The following is a 23,763-nucleotide window of genomic DNA, read 5'->3' on the forward strand; positions in this document are numbered from 1 at the left end:
CTCATCTTACTTCATCTAAGTTCTGTATTTGTTAGAGTTCGTTCAATTTCCGTAAAAGAATCGATTATCCTTAATGCTTGTTGGATAATTTGTTCACCAATTTCACTCGACTGGGTGACAGTTACAACCCCTAGCTTAGATCGCTGCCATAAATCCTGAAAATCCAATTCAGCGATCGCAATATTTAACTCTTTTCTGAGACGATTCTTCACTCTCTTTAATACAGATCGTTTATCTTTTAACGATTGACATTCATACAAAAAGATTTCTACTTCTGCATAAGTGATCATTAAATTTCAATTTCCTCCATCACAAATGCTTCGATTACATCGCCTTCTTTTATGTCATTGTAATTTTTAATCGTTATACCACATTCATAGTTTTGAGCTACTTCTTTTACATCATCTTTAAATCGTTTCAATGTATCAATTTCACCTTCGTAAATAACAACACCGTCACGAATTAAGCGAATTCCGGAATCTCTAGTTATTTTTCCATCGGTAACGTAAGCACCTGCAATTGTTCCAATTTTGGATACTTTAAAGATCTCTCTTACTTCTACTTGCCCAATTACTTTCTCTTCAAACTCAGGATCTAGGAGACCTTTCATCGCTGCTTCCACTTCTTCAATTGCTTTATAAATAACTCGGTGAAGACGAATATCAACATTTTCAGATTCAGCTGCTTTTTTTGCGTTATTATCTGGTCGAACATTAAACCCAATAACAATAGCGTTAGATGCTGAAGCAAGAATAATATCTGATTCTTTGATTGCACCAACACCAGTATGAATGATGTTAACTTTAACACCTTCTACATCAATTTTTTGTAATGAAGCAGCTAATGCTTCGACAGATCCTTGGACGTCTGCCTTGATAATCACGTTTATATCTTTGATATCACCTTGTTTGATTTGTTCGAATAAATCATCCAAACTGACACGAGACTGTGTACCACGTTTTTCTTCCAATTGTTTTTCTTGTCTCATTTCACCAATTTGGCGTGCTTGTTTTTCATCTTTAAAGACAACGAATCGATCTCCTGCTAAAGGTACTTCATTAAGACCCGTAATCTCAACAGGCGTGGAAGGTCCAGCAGAGTTAATACGTTTACCTAAATCATTGACCATCGCACGAACACGACCAAACGTATTACCAACTACAATAGGATCTCCTACTTTTAGTGTACCATTTTGTACAAGTAATGATGCAACAGAACCTCGACCTTTATCCAATTGTGCTTCAATAACAGTACCATCCGCACGACGATTTGGATTTGCTTTTAATTCTTCCACTTCTGCCACAAGAAGAATCATTTCTAATAGATCGTCAATTCCTTCACCTTTTAATGCAGATAATTGTACGAAGATAGTGTCTCCGCCCCAGTCTTCAGGGATTAATTCATATTCTGTTAGTTCTTGCATGACACGATCCGGATTTGCGCCTTCTTTATCCATTTTGTTCACTGCTACAATTATTGGTACTTCCGCTGCCTTAGCATGGTTGATTGCTTCAATCGTTTGTGGCATAACACCATCATCAGCTGCTACTACTAAAATAGCAATGTCTGTTATTTGAGCACCTCGCGAACGCATACTCGTAAACGCGGCATGTCCTGGTGTATCAAGGAAAGTAACTTTTTTGCCGTTTTCTCTTACTTGATATGCACCAATATGCTGGGTAATTCCACCAGCTTCACCCTCCGTTACCTTCGTATGGCGAATGGAATCAAGCAACGTAGTTTTACCATGGTCAACGTGTCCCATAATTGTTACTACTGGTGGGCGTTCCTCTAATTTATTCGGATCATCTTCTTCAATGTATGTTTCCAGATCTGCTTTATCCACTTCTATTTCTTGTTCCACTTCTACTCCATATTCACCACAAATTAATTCTATCGCATCTTCATCTAAATCTTGGTTCTTTGTTGCCATGACGCCTAAAAACATTAGCTTTTTAATAATTTCGTTTGTCTCTTTCTTTAACTTTTCCGCTAACTCTGCAACTGTTATGGAGCCGGAATAGGTTATTTTATCAGGCAATTGTGGTTGGGTATTAGTTGGTTTCTTTGTTTCTTGTCTTTTGTCTTGTTGCTTATGATGATGATTATTCTTTTTCTTTTGTTTTTTGTTTTGTTGATTATTTTGAGATTTTGTATTTGCTTGATTTCCTGATTTTTTTTGTGGTTGTTCTTTCGGCTTTGATTGAAAGCTTTGATCAAGCTTTTTTTTCATATCATCTGTAATAGTAGACATATGATTGGAAACTGGAAGCTCTAACTCTTTCAGTTTATTAATAATTTCTTTACTGGATTTATTTACTTGCTTTGCGTACTCATATACTCGTATTTTTGACATACGTTCACCCCCGAATATTTTCATCAAGTAATGCAATCAATTTCTTCGCAAATCCTTGTTCATTAATGGAAATAGCTACACGACCTGATTTACCTACTGCTTGTGAAAGTGTATCACGATCATCCACAAAGAAATAAGGAATGTTATAAAAATGACACTTATCCGTTAATTTCTTTCGTGTTTGATCACCAATATCACTTGCAATTAAAACTAGCTTTGACTTTTTTGACTGAATTTCTTTGACTATTAGTTCTTCCCCAAACGTGCATTTTCCAGCACGGTTGGCCAATCCAATTATATTAAGATAAGATTTTTTATTTTCCACTTTATTCGCCTTCAATCTGTACTCTTAACTCGTCATATATTTCTTGCGGGATCTTAACGTCCAACTGTTTTTCCAGCGCGCGATATTTTTCTGCCTGATCCACTACTTGTAGATCTTTAGAAACATAAGCTCCTCGCCCGTTCTTTTTACCAGTTGGATCAACGAAAACCTCGCCTTCTTTCGTTTTCACCACTCGAATTAAGGATCCTTTAGGCATCATTTCTTGTGTAACAACACATTTTCTTAGTGGTACCTTCCGTTTTTTCATCATATGAATTCCTCCTTACTTAAACAGATCTTCGTCCATATCTTCGTAGGATTCTTCATATTCTACGTTATCCTCGTATTCTAAAGTCTCAATGCTTTCATCCAGATCTTCTTCTGCAATAAGCCCTTCTTCTTTAGCTTCGGATTCACTCTTAATATCAATTTTCCAACCCGTTAATTTCGCAGCTAATCTAGCATTTTGTCCTCGTTTACCAATCGCTAATGATAATTGATAATCAGGAACTATTACAGTAGTTGCTTTTTCATCTTCATTAACAAGTACTTGGACAACCTTTGATGGACTTAGTGCATTGGATACATAGACAACAGGATCTTCTGACCATTCGACAATGTCTATTTTTTCTCCTTTTAATTCATCGACAATTGTCTGTACTCTTTGTCCTTTTTGACCAACACAAGAACCAACAGGATCTATTTCCGGATCCTCGGCATGAACGGAAATTTTCGAACGGTCTCCTGCTTCACGTGCTACAGATTTAACTTCGACCGTACCATCATAAATTTCTGGCACTTCCATTTCAAATAAACGTTTTAATAGTCCAGGATGAGTTCTGGAAACAAAGATATTCGGACCTTTATTAGTATTTTCTACCTTTGTTACGTAGACTTTAATTCTGTCATGAACATTATATGTTTCCGTTGGCATACATTCAGATTCAGGTAATTTTGCTTCAACTTTTCCTAAATTCACGTAAATAAAGCGACCATCCATCCGTTGTATCGTACCATTCATAATGTCTTCCTCACGGTCAATATATTCATTATAGATAATTCCACGTTCAGCTTCTCGGACTCTTTGTGTAACAACCTGCTTTGCTGCTTGTGCTGCTATCCGCCCAAAATCTCTAGGTGTTACTTCAATTTCCACTACATCACCAATCTCATATGCTGGGTTAATACTATGTGCTTCTTCAAGTGAGATTTGTTGATTATGGTCTTCTACCTCCTCAACAATTTCTTTCTGTGCAAAAACACCCATCGTTCCAGATTCTTCATTTAGATCTACTCTAACATTGGTTGCTGATTTAAAATTCTTTTTATAGGCCGAAATCAGGGCAGCTTCTAACGCTTCCATCAGGATTTCTTTATTAATCCCTTTTTCCTTTTCCAAATAATTCATTGCATCGAACAATTCTCTGTTCACAAAAGTTTCCCCCTTTAATCAAAAGTTACAGCCAGACGAGCTTTAGCAATTTTCGTCATAGGAACATCCACTTCATTTTGCTTCGTTTTATCTTTGTATCGAATAGTTGCATAACCATTCTTAAAATCAACTAAATCTCCTGTGAATTCCTTCTCACCAGCTATCGGCTCATAAAGCTTCACATACACATGCTTTCCGATATTATTTTCAAAATCAGCTTCTTTTTTTAATGGACGTTCTACTCCTGGAGAAGACACTTCTAAGAAATATGCTTCACTAATAGGGTCTGTTTCATCTAGCTTGGCACTTAATCTTTCAGAAACTTGACCACATTCCTCGATATCTACACCGCCATCTTTATCGATGTATACACGTAAAAACCAATTTGGGCCTTCCTTTTCATAGACGACATCTACTAGCTCTAATGAAAGCTCCTTTAATATGGGGAGAACGAGTTCTTCTGTTTGTTGCACTATCTTGTTTGCCATTGAAATACCTCCTCTACTGCAGTTATGTTCTTAAAATATATTTCCCATATTTACTAAACGATACACACTTAAATTGGTTCCATATGAGATGCCGGTTGCTAAGTAACGGTTTACTTTATATAAAGTTAGACGATGAACAGTGGGGGTTGCCCCTCTCTGATCATTAGCGAAACTTATCAGGTGTTAACGTCTGTTAACCCTAAACTTATCCTTGTGTTACTTGAAGCTTGAAGTTGAGGCTTACAGACATTAAGCACCTTGATACATGAAATACAATCGTTTTTGCGGAATAATATATGTACCCCGACAACATTATTGAACCTTTCACCTATAAGTGAAGTCGGAATGATAAATCCCTTGCCAAAAAATGGCAAGGGATTTATCAAAACCCTATATCGCTCTTGGGTGACAGCTAAGAAGAAAGAGTGGGAATCCCCACTCTTTTCAGTCGCTTCAAATGAAATCTGTATAAAATATAGCATGAATAGGGAAATAATGCAAGGGATTTACTGGATTTCTCCAATAAAAGTTTCCTCCAACAGATAAATACCACTACTATTGGATTGTGACATTCCCTATCGCTCAACATTTCCTTACATATAGTTCTCCCATTAAGAACGCGTAACATGCCTTATTTATTAGAACAATGATAATTGATTTTTTTCTGCCATTCCTTCTAAGCAGCCATGTTGATCTAGGTACTCTAATACAGTTTTAGAAATGCGACTACGTTCTCTTAAATCTTCTTTAGATAGAAATTCTCCATCTTCTCGTGCCTTTTCAATATTGATCGCAGCGTTTGTCCCCAAACCATCAACAGCATTAAACGGTGGGATCAAACTGTCCCCATCTACTAAAAACTCTGTCGCTGAAGATCGGTATAAATCTACCTTTTGAAAATGAAAGCCTCGTTCACACATTTCTAACGCTAATTCTAATACCGTAAGTAAACTTTTTTCCTTCGGTGGTGCATCGTTTCCTTTTTCCAAGATTTCTTTGATGCGTTTACGAATGGATTCTGATCCCTTGATCATTGTATCTAATTCAAAATCATCTGCTCTTACTGTAAAATACGCAGCGTAAAAATAGATAGGATAGTGTACTTTAAAGTAAGCAATTCGAATCGCCATTAATACATATGCTGCAGCGTGAGCTTTAGGGAACATGTACTTTATTTTTTTACAGGAATCAATATACCAATCTGGCACATCATGTTTCTTCATTTCTTCAATCCATTCTGGTTGTAGCCCTTTCCCTTTTCGGACAAATTCCATAATTTTAAATGCCAGTGAGGCATCTAAACCTTTATGCATCAAATAGACCATAATATCGTCCCGACAACCTATTACATCCGGTAATTCACAAATACCGTTATTAATAAGTTCTTGCGCATTGCCTAACCATACATCTGTACCGTGGCTCAGTCCAGAAATGATAACTAATTCAGCAAATGTCTTTGGTTTTGTATCTTCAAGCATTTGACGTACGAATCTAGTTCCAAATTCAGGTACACCTAATGTTCCGGTCTTACACATGATTTGTTCTGGGGTAACCCCTAGTACTTCAGGTCCAGAAAAAATCTTCATAACCTCTTCATCATCAGTCGGAATGGTTTGTGGATCAATGCCACTTAAATCCTGAAGCATACGAATCATGGTTGGATCATCGTGTCCAAGTATATCAAGCTTTAACAAATTGTCATGAATGGAATGGAAATCAAAATGGGTAGTTTTCCATTCAGAATTTCGATCATCTGCTGGATATTGAATTGGTGTAAAATCATATATTTCCTTATCATCCGGAACAACTATAATTCCACCTGGGTGTTGCCCTGTTGTCCTTTTAGCACCGGTACATCCTTTCACTAATCGGTCTACTTCAGCTTGTTTTATCGTTAATTCTTTGTCACTCGCGTATCCTTTAACATACCCATATGCCGTTTTTTCTGCTACCGTACCAATTGTTCCTGCTCGGTATACATTATCTTCACCAAAAAGTACTTTCGTATAATTGTGAGCACGTGGCTGATATTCACCCGAGAAGTTCAAATCAATATCTGGAACCTTGTCCCCTTTAAAGCCTAGGAAAGTCTCAAATGGTATATCTTGTCCGTCTTTCTTCAATTCTGCATTACATTTTGGACAATTTTTATCCGGTAAGTCAAAACCACTGCCGACAGAACCATCATTGAAAAACTCACTGTGTTTACATTCCGGGCATACATAATGAGGTGGTAATGGATTAACTTCTGTAATCTCGGTAAAAGTCGCAATTAAGGACGAACCGACAGAACCACGTGAACCAACCAAATAACCATCATCTAACGATTTTTTCACTAGTTTTTGTGATATTAAGTAAATAACCGCAAATCCATGACCAATAATACTTTTCAATTCCTTTTCAATCCGTTTTTCGACAATTTCCGGAATTGGATCACCATAGACTGATTTTGCAAAATTATAACTTAATTCTCTTATTTCTTCCTCTGCACCGTCAATATTTGGTGTGTAGAGATCTTCTTTTACTGGTTTTACCTCATCAATTTGGTCAGCAATAGCATTCGGATTTGTGATGACAATTTCCTTCGCTTTTTCTTCTCCTAAAAACGAGAATGCTGCCATCATCTCATTTGTTGTCCGAAAATACGTATTTGGTAATGTTTGTCTGTTTAGTGGGTTACCACTTTGTGAAGCGATCAGAATTTGACGATATACCTTATCATTCTTTTCCAGATGATGGACATTTCCTGTCGCCACACAAGGCTTCCCAAGCTCTTCAGCAAGTTGAACAATATTTCGAATAATATCAAATAACTGTGCTTCATTTTGAACTAATTCTCTATCATAAAGGTGGACAAAGTTTTCAGGTGGTTGCACTTCAATAAAATCATAGAACTTAGCCACTTTTTCCGCCTGTTCTTTTGATTTTTGCATCATCGTTTCAAATACTTCCCCTTGATCACAGGCAGTACCAACTAAAATACCTTCTCGATATTGTTGCAACTTTGACCTCGGTATTCGAGGTACACGATAGAAATAATCAATATGCGCTAATGATACTAATTTATAAATATTTTTTAATCCTTCCTGGTCTACTGCTAATAATGTGGCATGGAAAGGACGTGAACGCTGATATGCATTTCCTTCTCCCATATGCTGATTAAACTGATTATGATTCGTAATACCACGCTCAACTGATAGTTTAACAAACTTCCATAGTAAATAGCCTGTTGCCTCGGCATCATATATAGCACGGTGATGCTGAGTAAGTTCGATATCTAGCTTCTTACAAAGTGTATTTAAACGGTGATTCTTCAATTCCGGAAATAGTAAACGTGCTAATTCTAACGTATCAATTACAGGATTACTAGCTTCTTGATAACCAATACGTTTAAAACCGGTATTTAAGAATCCCATATCAAAATCCGCATTATGGGCTACTAAAATAGCATCTCCCATCCATTCATGAAATTCTTTTAAGACTTCTTCCACTTCTGGCGCATCTTTTACCATATCATCTGTAATGCCAGTTAAGTTTGTAGTTGTTTCAGATAAAGGGTGATGGGGATTGGCAAAAGATTCATACCGATCAATTATTTCGCCATTGTGCACTTTAACAGCTGCAAGTTCTATAATGGTATCATATATGGCAGATAATCCCGTTGTCTCCACGTCAAATACAACATACGTATCATCAGCCAAAGTACGATCTGCTTCATTATAAGCAATCGGTACTCCATCATCGACTATGTTAGCTTCCACACCATATATAACTTTGACACCATGTTTCTGTCCGGCAGCATATGCTTCCGGATATGCTTGGGCAACTGCATGATCAGTAATGGCAATAGCTTTATGCCCCCATTTACCTGCTTGTTCAATCAAATTCGAAGCAGACACAACCGCATCCATTTGGCTCATTAACGTATGTGTGTGTAATTCAACACGTTTTTCCCCTTCATATCCTTGATCTTCTCGAGTGATAGAAGATACCTGTTGAATATCCTTCGCCATCATCGTTAATTCATTCGTGAAATTATCTGTTTGAACCATTCCTTTAGCCTTAATCCACATACCTTCTTTTAACTGCTTAAACTTCTCCACATCTTGATCACCTTTGGAGAACATCTTAATTTGAAAAGAATCGGTGTAATCTGTAACTTTTAGAATAAGTAGATGTCTTCCTGATCGTAATTCTCTAATTTCAGCATCGAATACATAACCTTGAAAGATAACGTTTTTTTCTTCTTCAACAATATCTTTCATTGGCAAAGCATTTTCTTTAATAGGGTACCCGATTTGAACAGGACCTGAAGGACTTTCCGGCTTCGCTTCTTTTGCCCGTTTCTCTTGTTCTTTAAAGGCTTCTTCTACTTTCTTGCGATCTTCCATCGCTTTTTCCTGTTGAAATTTTTCAATTTCTTCTTGCTGTGCAGCTACATCAAGTTGGATCATCCGTTTCGGTAATCCAGCTTTCAGACAGAATTGATCAAATTGTGTTTGAATACTTTTATTCCATTGCGCTTCAATTTGATTACTAACAGTTAACATAATATTATTATCGTTAAATAAAGGTTTTTTATGTTCAAATGTGCGGTATTTAGGTGATTCTCTAACCAGCTCTGATAAAAAGATTTGCCAATAATGAAATAATTCCTGATCATTTATTTCTTGCTGATCAACATTAATCGTCCAAGAAACTTTTGCTATAGATGAAAAAGCTTCGGTTAACTTTAAAATAAATGCTTGATATATATCTGCGGGAATTGGTCGTTCCAAATGGAAATAAAAGTGCCATAACTGATTAGAGCGATATACTTCTAATTTTTCAATTGCACCTTTTTGAAAGTATTTATTCTTCATGTCATCAGCTATACCAATCTGTTTCATTAGTAACTGAAATTTTTCTTGATTAGAGATGCTCATTTTCGTTCCCCTTTACCTATTAATCTTCCTATTATTTTATCACAAGACAAAACCACACAAAAATCAGTTCCAACTTCTCTCCTAAAAAACTTCGGAACTGATACAAACTGCGAAGTTGTGAAAATACTGTTTGTTTGAAACTAAATGCACAGTCACCTATGAAGTAATTTTGACATATATCGTGATCATAACGCGCCACTCCAGCTGCCTTCGTTAAGATATGCCCTACAACACTAATCCGAAATCAACCAATCGCTTTCTCCACCATATGTAGCAAAGGCTGCGACTATGCTAAAGGGGCATTTACAGCCGATTAGCACTATAACAAAACAGAAAAATTTAGTACCATGATTTCATTTCTTTCTATAAATCAGAGAAAAAATAGCGGAAGCAGAATACGAAGACTCCTGTGGGACAGCGAGAGCTGAAGCCGAGCCCGACGGCATAGAAAACACTACAAAAGCGATTTTTGCTTGAATAGATGTTGCACTTATGCCCTTGACTAAAAGCGCAGTATTCTGCCGGAGTGTATGGCAGCATTCATCAAAATGCAGAATGGAAGAGCAAATCCATGTCCAGTTACTTCGTAGTATATGTAAACTGTGACATATTCTATTGAATGGATGTCTTTTTGTTAAATAGATAATTCCCTTGCCTAAGATATTGAGACAAGGGAATGTGGTTATTTTAGTAATGAATTGATTTTATCAATTAATTCTGACACGTGAAGATCTTCTTGGTCGCCGTTATCTCTCAATTTATACTCTACATATCCTTCTCCTGCTTTTTTTCCAACTGTTATCCTTACTGGTAATCCTATTAAATCACTATCAGCAAATTTAACACCAGGGCGTTCTTTACGATCATCAAATAATACAGAGATGTTGTGTTGCTGTAGTTTTTCATATATCTCCTCTGCTACAATCATTTGATCCTGATTTTTCGGATTTACTGCGATTAAATGGACCTGATATGGCGTAATCTCTTTTGGCCATTTAATTCCGTTGTCATCATGGTATTGTTCTACTATAGCCGCTAATGTACGTGACACTCCAATACCATAACACCCCATTGTCATCGTTTCCTGTTTACCTTGTTCGTTCAAAAATTTAGCACCTAATTTTTCGGCATAAAAACTTCCTAATTTAAATATGTGTCCTACTTCAATCCCTCTGGCAAATTTAATCGTTCCCTGGCCATCAGGAGAAGGATCCCCTTCCTGGATAAAGCGAAGATCTTGATAAGAAGATACCGTAAAATCACGATCTGGATTGACATTTTTGTAATGTTTGTCATTTTCATTAGCCCCGCAATAACCATTACGGATAGCTTGAACAGCATGATCGGCAATGATTTCCACTTCTTTAGGTATATGAACCGGCCCAATTGATCCTTTTTCCGCATTTAACAGTTGTTTTATTTCTTCCTCTGGTGCTAACTCAACAGTCATAGCATCAAGCGCATTCTTTAGCTTAATGTCATTGATTTCATGGTCACCACGGGATAAAACTAATACATAACGTTCATCTACTTTGAACAGTAATGACTTAATCCCTTTTTTTAAAGGTTGTCCTAAAAACTCAGAAACTTCAACCATCGTTTTATAGCCAGGTGTATCAACCTTTTCTAAATCCAGTGCATCTTCCTCACTCGGTTTATAGGTAATATTGACCGGTGCCATTTCAATATTTGCTGCGAAATCAGAACTATCAGAATAGGCGATTGTATCTTCCCCGATCTCCGATAATACCATAAATTCATGCGTATCTTTTCCACCCATTGCACCCGAATCTGCAAGTACTGCACGGAAGTTCAGCCCACAACGACTAAAAATATTTTGATATGCCTGATACATTTTCTGATACGCCTCGTCAAGACTCTCTTGATCAGTGTGGAAAGTATAGGCATCTTTCATAACAAATTCTCGTCCTCTTAAAAGACCAAATCTAGGACGCTTTTCGTCTCGGAATTTCGTTTGAATTTGGTAAACGTAGAGAGGTAGCTTTTTATAGCTTTTCACTTCATCCCCAATAAGACTTGTTACTACTTCCTCATGGGTGGCACCCAACGCGAACTCTCTATCATGACGGTCATTTAAACGCATCAATTCTGGTCCCATCGTATACCATCTTCCTGTTTTTTTCCACAGATCAGACAGTTGCAGAGCAGGCATTAACATTTCTACAGCTCCAGCTTTTTCCATTTCTTCACGTACAATTTTTTCTACATTTTTTAATACTCTATTTCCCATTGGTAAAAAACTGTAGACACCTGAAGCAGTTTGTCTGATATACCCTGCTCGTAGCAACAACTGATGACTTTTAATCTCTGCATCTGCAGGTGTTTCCTTTAAAGTAGGAATTAACGTTTGACTTTGTCTCATCTCTATTTCACCTCAGTAATTTCAAAATTTCATGTTATAAGAACAATCGCTGGATATCATTCCATGTAACGACAATCATTAATAGCATCAATAACGCGAATCCAATAAAATGGACGACACCTTCTTTTTGAGGATCGATCGGCTTTCCACGTACGGCTTCTAAGCCAACGAACAATAACCTTCCTCCATCTAATGCAGGTAAAGGCAATAAATTAATAATCCCTAAATTGACACTTAATACTGCTGTCCAAGTTAAAAAATTCAAAAAGCCAGTTTTCACAACTTGATCGGTTGCATCGTATATCCCTACCGGTCCAGATAGCATATCAATAGAGAATTGACCCGTTATCAGTTTCCCTAAATTTGTTAAAATCAAAGTGGACCAACGGTATGTTTCTTCTAAACTATATGGTATAGTCCGAATGAAAGATTTCTCTAATGCTAGCGTTACACCTACTTGTCCGACATTTTGTTCAGGTGTTTCAATTAGTGCAGGAGTAACCTCAAGGGAAACTTGTTGATTATCTCGTAAAACGATCATTTCCAAAGGCTCATCTGGGCTTGCTTGAACGATCTCTTGAAACTCTTCCCATTTACTAATACTTTGTCCTTCAATCTCAATTACCGTATCATCAGGTTGAAAACCAGCTTCCTGAGCAGGACTATTATCAACAACGGACCCGATTCGTACATCCTCCACTGGTACCCCTTGGATATTCGCTAATACCATAAAGATTACTACTGTCAACACAAAGTTCATTAAAGGACCTGCAAATAATTGCAACCCTCTTTGTCCAACAGTTTTAGATGCAAATTGGCGGTTGTATGGGGCAATTTGTGTTGCCTTTTCATCCATTATAAAGAATGCTTTTTCATTTACACGGAAGGAATACTTCTCTTCTTCATTAATTTCGTAGCCTTGTATAGTTAATGCATGATCCAAATCAATATGTTCTACTTCGATCACGAAAGCATCGGGATGTTTTGCTTTGTTGTTTACGATAATCTGATTGACTTCCCCATTCTCATTAAAAGTTAAGCCAATATGTTGTCCAGGTTTTATATCTATTATTTCTGGATCTTCACCGGCAACACGCACATATCCCCCCATAGGTAACAGTCTGATTGTATATAATGTTTCGTTTTTCACCGTAGAAAATACCTTAGGCCCAAAGCCAATTGCAAACTCTCTAACTAACATCCCAGTCTTTTTAGCAACATAATAATGACCAAATTCGTGTACAAAAACAAGAAGGCCAAACATTAAAATAAAGGCAATTACAGTTGTCAATCAAAGCACTCCTTCCCTATAACACTACATCAATATTTTTCATACATTTTATATCTTACTTCTTGATCAATCGAATTGATTGTTTCCAAATCAGGCTGTTTAATAAAAGTGTGAGTTGACATAGCGTTCTCAATCACGTTTTCAATATCTAAAAAAGTAATTTTTTCATTTAAGAATAAATCAACTGCCACTTCGTTCGCAGCATTTAAAACTGTGGGTAATGAGCCACCTTTTTTGCCTGCTTGATAGGCAAAGGCTAAACATGGGAATCTTTCCATATCCATGCTTGTAAAATGAAGAGAACCTATTTCCACCAAATCAAGACTCTTGGAAGGTGATAATGGCAATCTGTCAGGATATGTCAATGCATATTGTATCGGTACGCGCATATCCGGTGTTCCCAATTGTGCTATCACACTCTTATCAGCATATTCAACCATTGAGTGAATAATACTTTCTTTGTGTTGGATTACTTCTATTCTGTCGTAGGGCACTCCAAATAACCAATGTGCCTCAATCACTTCCAGCCCCTTGTTCATCATCGTTGCGGAATCTATCGTTATTTTCGCACCCATACTCCAATTAGGATGATTTAGAGCATCTTTTACTGTTACATTTTGTAATTCATCTCTCTTTTTATCTCGAAAACTTCCACCTGAAGCAGTCAAGATAATTTTGTTTATATCTGTTCGTGATTCTCCATTAAGTGCTTGAAAAATAGCAGAATGCTCGCTATCCACTGGTAATAAATCTACACCATACTTTTCAGCAGCTTCCATTACTAAATGGCCAGCTGTTACTAAAGTTTCTTTATTAGCAATTGCAATTTGCTTCCTATGTTGAATAGCTGTCAATGTAGCGCTTAACCCAACACTTCCCATTACTGCATTAACTAATACATCCGTATTTGGATCTGCACTTACTTCATTTAATCCTTCTTCACCTATAAGGATTGTAATCTCACCAGTATGTATCAGTAATTCTTTTCTTACTTGTTCATCTTGGGCTACTATTATTTCTGGTTTAAATGTCTTGATTATTTCCGTCGCCTTGTTTACATTTTTACCAAATGCAATCCCATATAATCGAAACTGATCAGGATGCTCCTTGATGACATCCAATGTTTGTAGACCAATAGAACCTGTAGCCCCTAATAATGTGATATTTTTCATAACGGTAACTCCTATTGTTAATAGTCTATGGTATAAAATGAATAAAATGTAATAAAGGGAATACAAATAGCCAGCTATCAAAACGGTCTAATATACCTCCATGCCCTGGCAATAGCTTCCCGGAATCTTTCACATCATAATGTCTTTTTATAGCTGACTCAACAAGATCACCTATTTGAGCAAACATAGAAGCTATAATGGTAACAATGATAACTAAAAACAATGATTCATGTACAGGGAAAAATTTTTGAAAAACAATTGCTACTAAGCAAGCTACTAATATTCCACCCATTGCACCTTCTATTGTTTTATTCGGGCTAATTTGTGGCCAAAGCTTGTGTTTTCCAAATGCTCTCCCAAAAAAATAAGCCCCTGTATCTGTTGACAATATCACTAGAATAGCATAAAAAATATAAACTAGTCCATTTTCAACATCCCTTGTTTGAATGAAATAATAAAAGCCTAAACCTACATAGATTGCTGCTAAAATTAAAAAACCCGCATCTTCAAATGTAAATTTATTTTTAAGCAACACAGTATATCCTAATAAAACTAACACAAAAAACATGAGCAGTTCTAATCGTGTGGAAAAAAATAAATATTCATCTTGAAATAACAGAGACCATAATAAAACAACGCCTAAAACTGTAGGTATAGGATATTTTGTCATCTTTCTCATATGTAAAAGCTCCAAAAAACCTATTGTCGCAATAATATACATGATTATTTGAAAGGGTAAACCACTTAAAAATATAAATGGAAAGAAAAGCAAAATAGCAATAATTGCTGTGATTATTCTTTTTTTCATATTATTTTCACACCTTATATTCCACCATAACGACGTTTTCTTTTTTGAAAATCGTTGATGGCTTTTTCAAATTCTTCCGTACTAAAGTCTGGCCACAACGTATCCGTAAACCATAATTCTGTATAAGCAGATTGCCAAAGTAAAAAATTACTTAATCTCAATTCACCGCTAGTGCGAATTAACAAATCCGGATCTTTTATATGAGAAGTGTATAAATGCTCACTTAAGGTAGCTTCTGTAATTTCTTCGATCCCATACTTACCTTCCTGTACTTCCTGGCAAATCTCCTTGATCGAACGTATCATTTCAAAGCGACTACCATAATTTATCGCAATATTTAGAATTAAACCCGTATTATCTGCTGTTTGTTCTTTTGCTTTCACGATGGCTGCTTTAGTATTCTTTGGTAAGTCATCGAATTCGCCAATCGTTTGAACACGCACATTTTCTTCCACTAATTCTGGCAAATAATGCTGTAAGAAATCAATTGGTAACTTCATAATATATTCTACTTCATTTGATGGACGTTTCCAATTTTCTGTAGAAAATGCATATAAGGTTAAAATCTCAACTTGTAATTGATTTGCTGCCTTTACAATTCGTTTAACATTATCCATTCCTTCACGATGACCGGCAACACGTGGCAGACCTCTTCGTTGTGCCCATCTGCCATTCCCATCCATAATGATAGCGATGTGTTTTGGTATGTTTTCAGTTTTTATTTCTGATATCTTCACATTTCTGTCTTGATTAACTATTTTAAAAGGAAGTTTAAACAACCGCATAATTATCCTCCATTATTTATAACCGTTCTATTCATTCCATATTGTATGTATGATAGTCATGTAAAGTGGAAAAACCCTCTTCTTATTAAGAGGGCTTCTACACTCATCATTTATTCTACCTTTTTTTTGCTTAGACTTCCATAATTTCTTGTTCTTTTTCTTTCGTTAATTCATCAATTTTTTTAATATGAGCATCTGTTTCTGTTTGAACATCATCTTGAAAAGCTCTTAGATCATCTACAGTAAGCTCACCATTTTTTTCGTCTTTCTTTAATTGATCATTAGCATCACGACGAATATTACGGATTTGCACTTTAGCTTCTTCCGAATACTTACCAACTACTTTCACGAGATCTTTACGACGTTCTTCGGTTAATGGAGGAATGTTAATTCTAACTACATTTCCGTCATTTGACGGTGATAATCCCAGATCAGCCTTTTGAATGGCTTTTTCGATATCAGAAACAGTAGATTTATCAAATGGAGTAATAACTAATAAACGTGCTTCTGGAACTGAGATAGATGCTAATTGGTTTAACGGTGTTAATGCACCGTAGTATTCTACCTGTACACTATCTAATAATGCCGGATTTGCTCTTCCTGCTCTGACTGTTGCCAGGTTTTTAGAATATGCTTTTACCGCTTGATCCATTTTCTCACGTGTTTCTTTAATTAATTGTTCAGACATGTTTAACTCCCCCTTATAATCGTTCCAATATTTTCACCAATTACCGCTTTTTTAATGTTTCCTTCCTCTGATATGGAGAATACAAGTAATGGTATATTATTATCCATACATAATGATGATGCTGTTGAGTCCATCACACCTAATCCTTCATTGAGAATTTCCAAGTAAGATAATTCATCATATTTTTTCGCTTGTTTATCAACTTTTGGATCAGCAGTATATACGCCGTCTACATTATTTTTTGCCATTAAAATAACATCTGCTTCTATTTCTGCTGCCCGTAATGCTGCAGTTGTATCAGTGGAGAAATACGGGTTTCCGGTACCAGCAGCAAAAATAACTACACGTTTTTTCTCTAGATGACGAATGGCTTTACGGCGAATATATGGTTCAGCCACTTGACGCATTTCGATAGAGGTTTGGACACGTGTTGGTATCCCTACATTTTCAAGACTATCCTGAAGTGCTAATGAATTCATTACTGTAGCAAGCATCCCCATATAATCAGCATTAGCACGATCCATCCCCATTTCACTACCTACTTTACCACGCCATATGTTGCCACCACCAACAACTATTGCAACTTCTACACCTAATTCCACAATATCTTTTACCTGTTTTGCCACAGATTGTATAATAGATGGTTCAAGACCAAACCCTTGTTCACCACTCAGAGCTTCACCACTTAATTTAAGAACAATTCTTCTGTAGTTAGCAGTAGCCATAATTACCTCCATATATGTAAATATTATAAAGAAAATGAAGATTTTCGCCAAGTAAAAGGGAGTAGAATCTTCCATTTTCTAAAATATATTATAAAGTAGTATTCTTATAAAATCATTTCATCATGTATGTTTGACGAAAGAAAGTTACCTCTCTTCACATAATGAAAACCGCCCACGCACAGTTATATCTATTCCCTGCATTTTGTAATTGTGAGTGATTAAGTATTTTTTCAAGCTTGCTTTGAAGTCTACGATAAACAATTAAACTTGATAGAAAAGACTTGATTTCGCGTACAACTCCTCAAAGAAAAGGGACACCAAGTGCCCCTCTTTTTGTTCAAGTTATTTTTTGTTTACTTGATTCATTACTTCTTCCGCAAAGTTATCTTCACGTTTTTCAATACCTTCGCCAACTTCATAGCGAACGAAAGATTTAACTGTTGCATTATGGTTTTTCACAATTTGTTTTACTTTTTGATCAGGGTCTTTTACAAAACTTTGATCTAGCAAGCAAATTTCTTCAAAGAATTTGTTAAGACGTCCCTCTACCATTTTTTCTACTATATGCTCTGGTTTACCTTCGTTTAAAGCTTGAGTTTTAAGTACTTCACGTTCTTTTTCTACATCTTCTGCAGAAACAGCATCACGAGATAGATATTTAGGATTTACAGCTGCTACGTGCATAGCAATGTCTTTCGCTACTTGCTCATCAGTTGTTCCTTCAAGAACTGTAACTACGCCAATGGTACCACCCATATGGATATATGCACCAAACACATCATTATCAGATTTATTAAACAATGTGAAACGGCGTAAGGAAATTTTCTCTCCGATTTTTGCAATGTTAGCGTTGATGAACGCTTCTACTGTTTCACCGTCTCCGTTAAGTGGTTGGTTGAGAGCTTCTTCAACAGTTTCTGGTTTTTGTGAAAGAATATGTTTAGCAAGATCTTGTGCTAACGTTTTGAACTGATCGTTTTTCGTAACAAAGTCAGTTTCACAGTTCAATTCTAATAATACCGCTTCATTACCAGACACTTCCACATAAGCTGAACCTTCCGCAGCAATACGGTCTGCTTTTTTGGCAGCTTTAGAAATACCTTTTTCACGAAGATAGTCAATTGCTTGATCAATGTTACCATCAGTTTCTTGAAGTGCTTTTTTACAATCCATCATCCCAGCACCAGTTTTTTCTCTTAGTTCTTTTACTAATTTTGCTGTAATTGCCATTAGAGATTCCTCCTTTAATATCATATCTTGCTGAAAAAAAGGTGATAAAAGGTCTCCCTCTTATCACCAAAACCTTTAATTACTCTTCTACAGATTCAACTTCTGCTTCTTCTGTAGTAGCCTCTACTTCTTGAGCAGGTTCTTCAACAACTTCTTCTGTTACTTCTCCTTGTTTTGCTTCTAAAATAGCATCTGCCATTTTACCAGTAAGAAGTTTGACAGCGCGAATTGCATCATCATTCGCTGGAATTACATAATCAATCTCATCTGGATCGCAGTTTGTATCAACAATACCAACGATCGGAATGTTTAACTTATGCGCTTCTGCAACAGCAATGCGCTCTTTTCTTGGATCAATAATGAATAAAGCATCAGGGATTTTATTCATTTCTTTAATACCACCCAAGAATTTCACTAAGCGCTCTTTTTCTTTAAGAAGACCAACAACTTCTTTCTTAGGTAATACTTCGAAAGTTCCGTCTTCTTCCATTTTTTCGATATCTTTCAAACGATTGATACGTTTACGAATTGTTTCAAAGTTAGTTAATGTTCCACCCAACCAACGTTGGTTTACATAGAACATTCCGGAACGAGTCGCTTCTTCTTTCACTGATTCTTGTGCTTGTTTTTTTGTACCTACAAACAAAACAGTTCCATCGTTTTCAGCGATTTCTTTAATGAAATTATACGCTTCTTCTACCTTTTTCACTGTTTTTTGTAAGTCAATAATGTAAATACCGTTACGCTCTGTGAAGATATATTTCTTCATCTTTGGATTCCAACGGCGTGTTTGATGTCCGAAATGAACACCAGCTTCTAGTAGTTGTTTCATTGAAATAACTGCCATGAATTTTTTTCCTCCTGTAAATTGGTTTTTATTCCTCCATTTGTTTCATATGATCCAAGGACTAACGACAGTTAGCACCACTTGCACCTTCCACAAACGTGTGTATTTAACACCGAAAATAAATATACCATAATGTATAATGGCAATCAAGCGATAATTCATTTTTTTTGTTGAAATTTCAATAAAAGTGCTATTTCTGTTTTCCCTTTGTCTAGTTGTTTAGCGATTTCTTCAACAGTATAACCTTTTTCATACAAATGAAGAACAGATGCAGTAATAGAATGCTCCACCACATCTTCCACTTGCTCCACATCTGAGATTGGTTGATACCCCGTTGTATCAGAATAAGTATTGACCACTTCAACTGGTTGTTTATTAACTTGTTGTTCCTCGCTCTTATTTTCCATCTTATGTTTAGGCTCATGAAACTTTTCTACTTGCTTCATAAAGTTTTCATTCTCCTGTTTTAATTCCACTAGATAGACAGCAAGTGTGTCTTCAATATTTTTAACTTGCTGATTGACATTCTCTTCTACTGTTACTAATGTATCTTGTTTTAATTTCAGTTGACGGATAATCACAAATGTTACAATATGAATAATAAAACTACTTAATAATAATATATATACCATAATTTACCTCTTAACCGCTAAAATCTACTTTATTTCCTAAGTAAGGATGTCTATAATGATATGGATGGATGTTTTCTTTTTTCTTACCGCCTGAAGCTGCTTCAAATTGGTTATCACTTTTTTTCTTATTATTCTTTAATTGTTCACTTGCTTGTTGTTCTAAAACCTGTTTACGTTTTCTTAGTTCCTCATTAGCCATTGACTGTGCCAGTTGATTTTGAACAATTCTTCCTTGTTGCTGGAGTTGATCTTGTATCTTACCAGCATCCTGTGTTCTAGGTAATGCAACCTGCATTTCTACAGCTTTCCAACTCATAGGAGGCCTCCTATATTTGAAATGAATAATGATAGATTTTTCTGCTTTTAGTATAACAGTTTAGCTAAAGAGATTGTATAGTAATTTCTTTCTCTTCTAAGTAAGCTTGAAAGTACCGATGCTCCTGATGTAAAACACGCTTGTACTTGCCAAACATTAACTCAACATTCTCATATGCTTTGCCTTTAACAATTAATTTCATCCCTTTATAATTCCCTATTTCAAATTGTAATTGATTTAATTCATTTTCAATTATTAGTAGTTTTTCTGTCATTTTTTCTAGCATATTACGCTGCTTAAGTAACGTAATTCTTTCTTTCGTTGACAACTCACCAACAGAATCTTTCTTCTGCTTTAAACGTTCTCCTAATATTTGTAATTTCTGTTGATTTTCCGTTAATTCTTTTTGTTTTTTCTTTAAACCGCTTACACGATCTAATATCTGTTTTTGGATGCCAAACGCTAATTCTGTTTTGGAATTAGCTAGATTTCCGAGGTTTTTTACTTCGATCACTTTTCCAGCTGAACAACTACCACCAATAATACTTCCATTAATACAGAAAATATTATCTTGTGCAACACAATTAGAATGCATGATTGACTTTCTCACTTTTAGGTCTTTACCTGCTTTCACTTCTGCTTGATTAATATAACCAGCTTCCAGATCCAAACCAGCTGTAATAACTGCTTTCTCCATGCCTGCAATTCCTTCTTTTATTAAAATATTGCCACCAGCTTCGATAAAAGAGGCTTCTACAATCCCATAGACAGTTATATCGCCTTTAGCTGTGACACGATAACCGGTAGGAACATTTCCTTTTATGATTACTGAACCATTAAATTCAATATTACCAGTTTTAAGTGATAGGTCACCACTTATTTCATATAATGGATATACGCTTATTAGGTGATTACCAACGGATAATTGTCCATCTGAGGTGGCAATAAAAGTTTGATCAGATTCATTAAAAGATACATTTTCCCCTGGTTTACATTTGTAAGGCTTACCTTTCTTTTGTTTAAGAAGGTTATTAAAGACATCAATTCCTGGTTCACCGTCAGTTGGAGGTATTAATTGAGCTAATATATCATTTTCTTGAACCATCGGAATTTTGGTAACATCTCTAAAATTCTTTTTTTCTTCTTCTGCTAAAGAACTGTCGGTAGACTGCTTCACAATTAATTTTCCATCTATACCATTTTCCGGTTTTTTTCCTTCTGCAATGATAAATTCACTATCATCTTTTAGTTTTTGCTTCCAATCGAATTCAGATAAGTTAATAACTCCAAATACTATTTCATAATTATCCAGTAACTGAAGAATTTCTTCTTGCGTAATTTCTTCAATAGTATCTGGGTCTTTCAGATACAACGTAGCTACTAATCGATTTTTGGAGATTTTTATATCTATTTTTTCTTTTATTTCATTCATGATCAAGCCCCGCCTATACTATTTTTTTTAAATAAATGACGAACCTTTACTATGGCTTGTTTATGAATTTGTGAAATCCTTGAAGTTGTTAAGCCTAATACTTTACCAATTTCTGTGAATGTTAATTCTTTATCATAAAACAAACTTAATACCATTTGCTCATTTTCGTTTAATTGTTGGATACATTTTATTAATTCCCGGTGATTTTCCTTTTGTACTATATTTTCTTCAGGTAAAGGTTCTCTATCATCTGGGATAAGATAGCCGATTCCTTCTTTTGTTTCTTCTGAGGTATTTTTACTTTTCTCCTCCATTGACAAAAGATTAGCAAAAAAGCTATCTTTTAATGAATCCTCTACCTCTTCCGTTGTTAACCCTAAATATTCTGCAATTTCATTAGGGGTTGCTTCACGCTGCAACGATTGCTCTAACACTTCGATTGCATGTTCTATTTTCTTTACTTTATCACGCGTTGTTCGAGGTAACCAATCTTCTTTTCTTAACCCATCTATAATGGCTCCCTTTATACGGAACGAAGCATAAGTGTCAAATTTTAGATCACGAGTGTTATCAAATTTTAAAATCGCATCATACAATCCGAAAAGTGCCAAACTTTTAATATCATCTTTGTTTACGCTTTTCGGTAGGTTGACAGCAATTCGTTGGACATGATATTGAACAAGATACATATAATTTTCAATTAATTCATTCGTATTTTTCTCATCTTTATTATGTAACCATTTATTCCACAAACTTTTTTCTGCAATTGTATCTTTGACCATCGAATCACCTCATTTCTATACTAATACTATTTAAATTTGCATAACCCCACTGTTTACTGTTCGAACTTCCAGCATACCTGTTTCAATATTGAATTCAATTGTTCTCCCTTTATTTCCACCAACATCTTGTGCTACAACAGGAACTCTATGCTCTTTTAATTTTGCAAGCACCGCTTCCACATTTCTTTCACCAATTTTCAACATATTATTATCAGATTGAAACGAAAACATATGTGCTCCTCCAGCAATTTTTGCTTTCAATTTTGATTTACGTGCTCCTTCAGAAAGTAGCTGTTCTAAAAGTAAATCAATCGCTGTATCTGCATACTTCATTACGTTCGCTATTGCTTTTTTGGATGCAGTTGATTCTGGTAACATCACATGCGCAAGTCCGGCTATAGATTGTTCATAGATGACAACGCCCACGCAAGAACCTAATCCAGAAGTTTTTAATGTATTTGGTATCTTTGTAACCTGTAAATCTGCAATCCCTACTTTAACAACAGTTGCGATGGTTGTCATTTCTCTTCGACCCCTAGTGCTTTGAATATTTCATCAAAAGAGTCAGGGTCGGGTAATAAAAAGAAATGTCCTTTCACCGACTCATTTGATTGTTCTTCTTCCTCTATCTTCGTATCAACAATAATTGCGTAGTCACTTTCCTGAGATATCTCAAGAAGTCCTTGCATCAAAATAGCTGCTGCCATATCAATCGCCAAATTAGGTACTGTCGGTTGCATATTAATAGATGTAAAATCAGATAAAGCTGACAAATAAGACCCTGAAAGAATATTACCTATCTCTGATATAGCTGAAATAGCCAGTTCATTTTCTTCCAAATTTTCACCGGATACGCCCGTTAATTGTTCAACTAATAAACTCGATTCCTCGGGTGACAGCACAAAGAACATACTTCCTGGTGCTTCACCTTGTATTCTTAAGAATACACTAACGATTACTTGTTCAGGTCCACCTACATATTCCATTAATTCATTGAATCCGACAATTTTAATTGAGGGGACTGTCATTTCTATTTTTTTTCCTAATAAACTTGACAGTGCGGTAGCAGCATTCCCAGCACCAATATTACCTATTTCCTTTAACACGTCTAAATGTTGTTGCGATAGGTTATCCATATTGACCATT

22 protein-coding genes are annotated in these 23,763 nt (G+C 35.8%); all 22 read right to left on the reverse strand.

The features are described from left to right. Nucleotides 1-11: 11 nt before the first annotated feature. Entirely contained in the window at nucleotides 12-290 is a 279-nt protein-coding gene (locus ACTNEP_RS02555) for a DUF503 domain-containing protein (RefSeq protein WP_441160017.1), read from the reverse strand. After that, nucleotides 290-2,356, reverse strand: coding sequence for a translation initiation factor IF-2 (gene infB / locus ACTNEP_RS02560; protein ID WP_441160018.1), 2,067 nt, complete (start codon nucleotides 2,354-2,356; stop codon nucleotides 290-292). Before infB ends, ACTNEP_RS02555 begins: the two co-directional genes overlap by 1 nt. A gap of 4 nt (nucleotides 2,357-2,360) precedes the next feature. Beyond that, nucleotides 2,361-2,681: a YlxQ family RNA-binding protein gene (locus ACTNEP_RS02565; RefSeq protein ID WP_441160019.1), complete on the reverse strand. Its 321-nt coding sequence runs from the start codon at nucleotides 2,679-2,681 to the stop codon at nucleotides 2,361-2,363. A 1-nt stretch (nucleotide 2,682) separates the two neighbouring features. Next, on the reverse strand, nucleotides 2,683-2,952 hold the full coding sequence (rnpM, locus tag ACTNEP_RS02570; protein WP_441160021.1) for an RNase P modulator RnpM: 270 nt from the start codon (nucleotides 2,950-2,952) through the stop codon (nucleotides 2,683-2,685). A gap of 12 nt (nucleotides 2,953-2,964) precedes the next feature. Beyond that, entirely contained in the window at nucleotides 2,965-4,113 is a 1,149-nt protein-coding gene (gene nusA, locus ACTNEP_RS02575) for a transcription termination factor NusA (protein ID WP_441160022.1), read from the reverse strand. A gap of 14 nt (nucleotides 4,114-4,127) precedes the next feature. Further along, a complete protein-coding gene (rimP, locus tag ACTNEP_RS02580) occupies nucleotides 4,128-4,601 on the reverse strand; it encodes a ribosome maturation factor RimP (protein WP_441160023.1) in 474 nt (157 codons plus the stop codon). Between the two features lie 638 nt (nucleotides 4,602-5,239). After that, on the reverse strand, nucleotides 5,240-9,526 hold the full coding sequence (locus ACTNEP_RS02585) for a PolC-type DNA polymerase III (protein ID WP_441160024.1): 4,287 nt from the start codon (nucleotides 9,524-9,526) through the stop codon (nucleotides 5,240-5,242). Nucleotides 9,527-10,208: 682 nt separating this feature from the next. Then, a complete protein-coding gene (locus tag ACTNEP_RS02590) occupies nucleotides 10,209-11,909 on the reverse strand; it encodes a proline--tRNA ligase (protein WP_441160025.1) in 1,701 nt (566 codons plus the stop codon). Nucleotides 11,910-11,943: 34 nt separating this feature from the next. Then, on the reverse strand, nucleotides 11,944-13,200 hold the full coding sequence (gene rseP, locus ACTNEP_RS02595; RefSeq protein ID WP_441160026.1) for an RIP metalloprotease RseP: 1,257 nt from the start codon (nucleotides 13,198-13,200) through the stop codon (nucleotides 11,944-11,946). Nucleotides 13,201-13,229: 29 nt separating this feature from the next. Beyond that, nucleotides 13,230-14,372: a 1-deoxy-D-xylulose-5-phosphate reductoisomerase gene (dxr, locus tag ACTNEP_RS02600; RefSeq protein WP_441160027.1), complete on the reverse strand. Its 1,143-nt coding sequence runs from the start codon at nucleotides 14,370-14,372 to the stop codon at nucleotides 13,230-13,232. 25 nt (nucleotides 14,373-14,397) lie between these two features. Further along, the gene (locus ACTNEP_RS02605) at nucleotides 14,398-15,180 is read right to left on the reverse strand and encodes a phosphatidate cytidylyltransferase (protein WP_441160029.1); all 783 of its coding nucleotides are present in this window, start codon (nucleotides 15,178-15,180) and stop codon (nucleotides 14,398-14,400) included. A gap of 14 nt (nucleotides 15,181-15,194) precedes the next feature. Then, nucleotides 15,195-15,965: an isoprenyl transferase gene (locus ACTNEP_RS02610; protein WP_441160030.1), complete on the reverse strand. Its 771-nt coding sequence runs from the start codon at nucleotides 15,963-15,965 to the stop codon at nucleotides 15,195-15,197. A gap of 130 nt (nucleotides 15,966-16,095) precedes the next feature. Further along, complete coding sequence (gene frr / locus ACTNEP_RS02615) at nucleotides 16,096-16,653, reverse strand: ribosome recycling factor (protein ID WP_441160032.1); 558 nt, start codon at nucleotides 16,651-16,653, stop codon at nucleotides 16,096-16,098. A 2-nt stretch (nucleotides 16,654-16,655) separates the two neighbouring features. Further along, complete coding sequence (gene pyrH / locus ACTNEP_RS02620; RefSeq protein WP_441160033.1) at nucleotides 16,656-17,378, reverse strand: UMP kinase; 723 nt, start codon at nucleotides 17,376-17,378, stop codon at nucleotides 16,656-16,658. Nucleotides 17,379-17,720: 342 nt separating this feature from the next. Then, nucleotides 17,721-18,608 carry a translation elongation factor Ts gene (gene tsf, locus ACTNEP_RS02625; protein ID WP_441160035.1) on the reverse strand — a complete coding sequence of 296 codons (888 nt, stop codon included), beginning with the start codon at nucleotides 18,606-18,608 and terminating at the stop codon, nucleotides 17,721-17,723. A 79-nt stretch (nucleotides 18,609-18,687) separates the two neighbouring features. Further along, on the reverse strand, nucleotides 18,688-19,455 hold the full coding sequence (gene rpsB, locus ACTNEP_RS02630) for a 30S ribosomal protein S2 (protein WP_441160036.1): 768 nt from the start codon (nucleotides 19,453-19,455) through the stop codon (nucleotides 18,688-18,690). Nucleotides 19,456-19,613: 158 nt separating this feature from the next. Next, on the reverse strand, nucleotides 19,614-20,087 hold the full coding sequence (locus ACTNEP_RS02635; RefSeq protein ID WP_441160037.1) for a DUF6115 domain-containing protein: 474 nt from the start codon (nucleotides 20,085-20,087) through the stop codon (nucleotides 19,614-19,616). 10 nt (nucleotides 20,088-20,097) lie between these two features. After that, nucleotides 20,098-20,403, reverse strand: a complete 306-nt coding sequence (locus tag ACTNEP_RS02640; protein ID WP_441160038.1) for a hypothetical protein — start codon at nucleotides 20,401-20,403, stop codon at nucleotides 20,098-20,100. Nucleotides 20,404-20,467: 64 nt separating this feature from the next. Continuing rightward, the gene (locus ACTNEP_RS02645) at nucleotides 20,468-21,835 is read right to left on the reverse strand and encodes a DUF342 domain-containing protein (protein ID WP_441160040.1); all 1,368 of its coding nucleotides are present in this window, start codon (nucleotides 21,833-21,835) and stop codon (nucleotides 20,468-20,470) included. Nucleotides 21,836-21,837: 2 nt separating this feature from the next. Beyond that, nucleotides 21,838-22,617 (reverse strand): FliA/WhiG family RNA polymerase sigma factor, encoded by a 780-nt coding sequence (locus ACTNEP_RS02650; RefSeq protein WP_441160041.1) that lies wholly within the window; start codon nucleotides 22,615-22,617, stop codon nucleotides 21,838-21,840. A 30-nt stretch (nucleotides 22,618-22,647) separates the two neighbouring features. After that, nucleotides 22,648-23,139 (reverse strand): chemotaxis protein CheD, encoded by a 492-nt coding sequence (locus tag ACTNEP_RS02655; RefSeq protein ID WP_441160042.1) that lies wholly within the window; start codon nucleotides 23,137-23,139, stop codon nucleotides 22,648-22,650. Beyond that, nucleotides 23,136-23,762: a chemotaxis protein CheC gene (locus ACTNEP_RS02660; protein ID WP_441160043.1), complete on the reverse strand. Its 627-nt coding sequence runs from the start codon at nucleotides 23,760-23,762 to the stop codon at nucleotides 23,136-23,138. The genes ACTNEP_RS02655 and ACTNEP_RS02660 overlap by 4 nt, the downstream gene beginning before the upstream one ends. Nucleotide 23,763: the final 1 nt, after the last annotated feature.

This window comes from Gracilibacillus sp. HCP3S3_G5_2, assembly GCF_052063305.1.
Classification (GTDB): domain Bacteria; phylum Bacillota; class Bacilli; order Bacillales; family Amphibacillaceae; genus Gracilibacillus.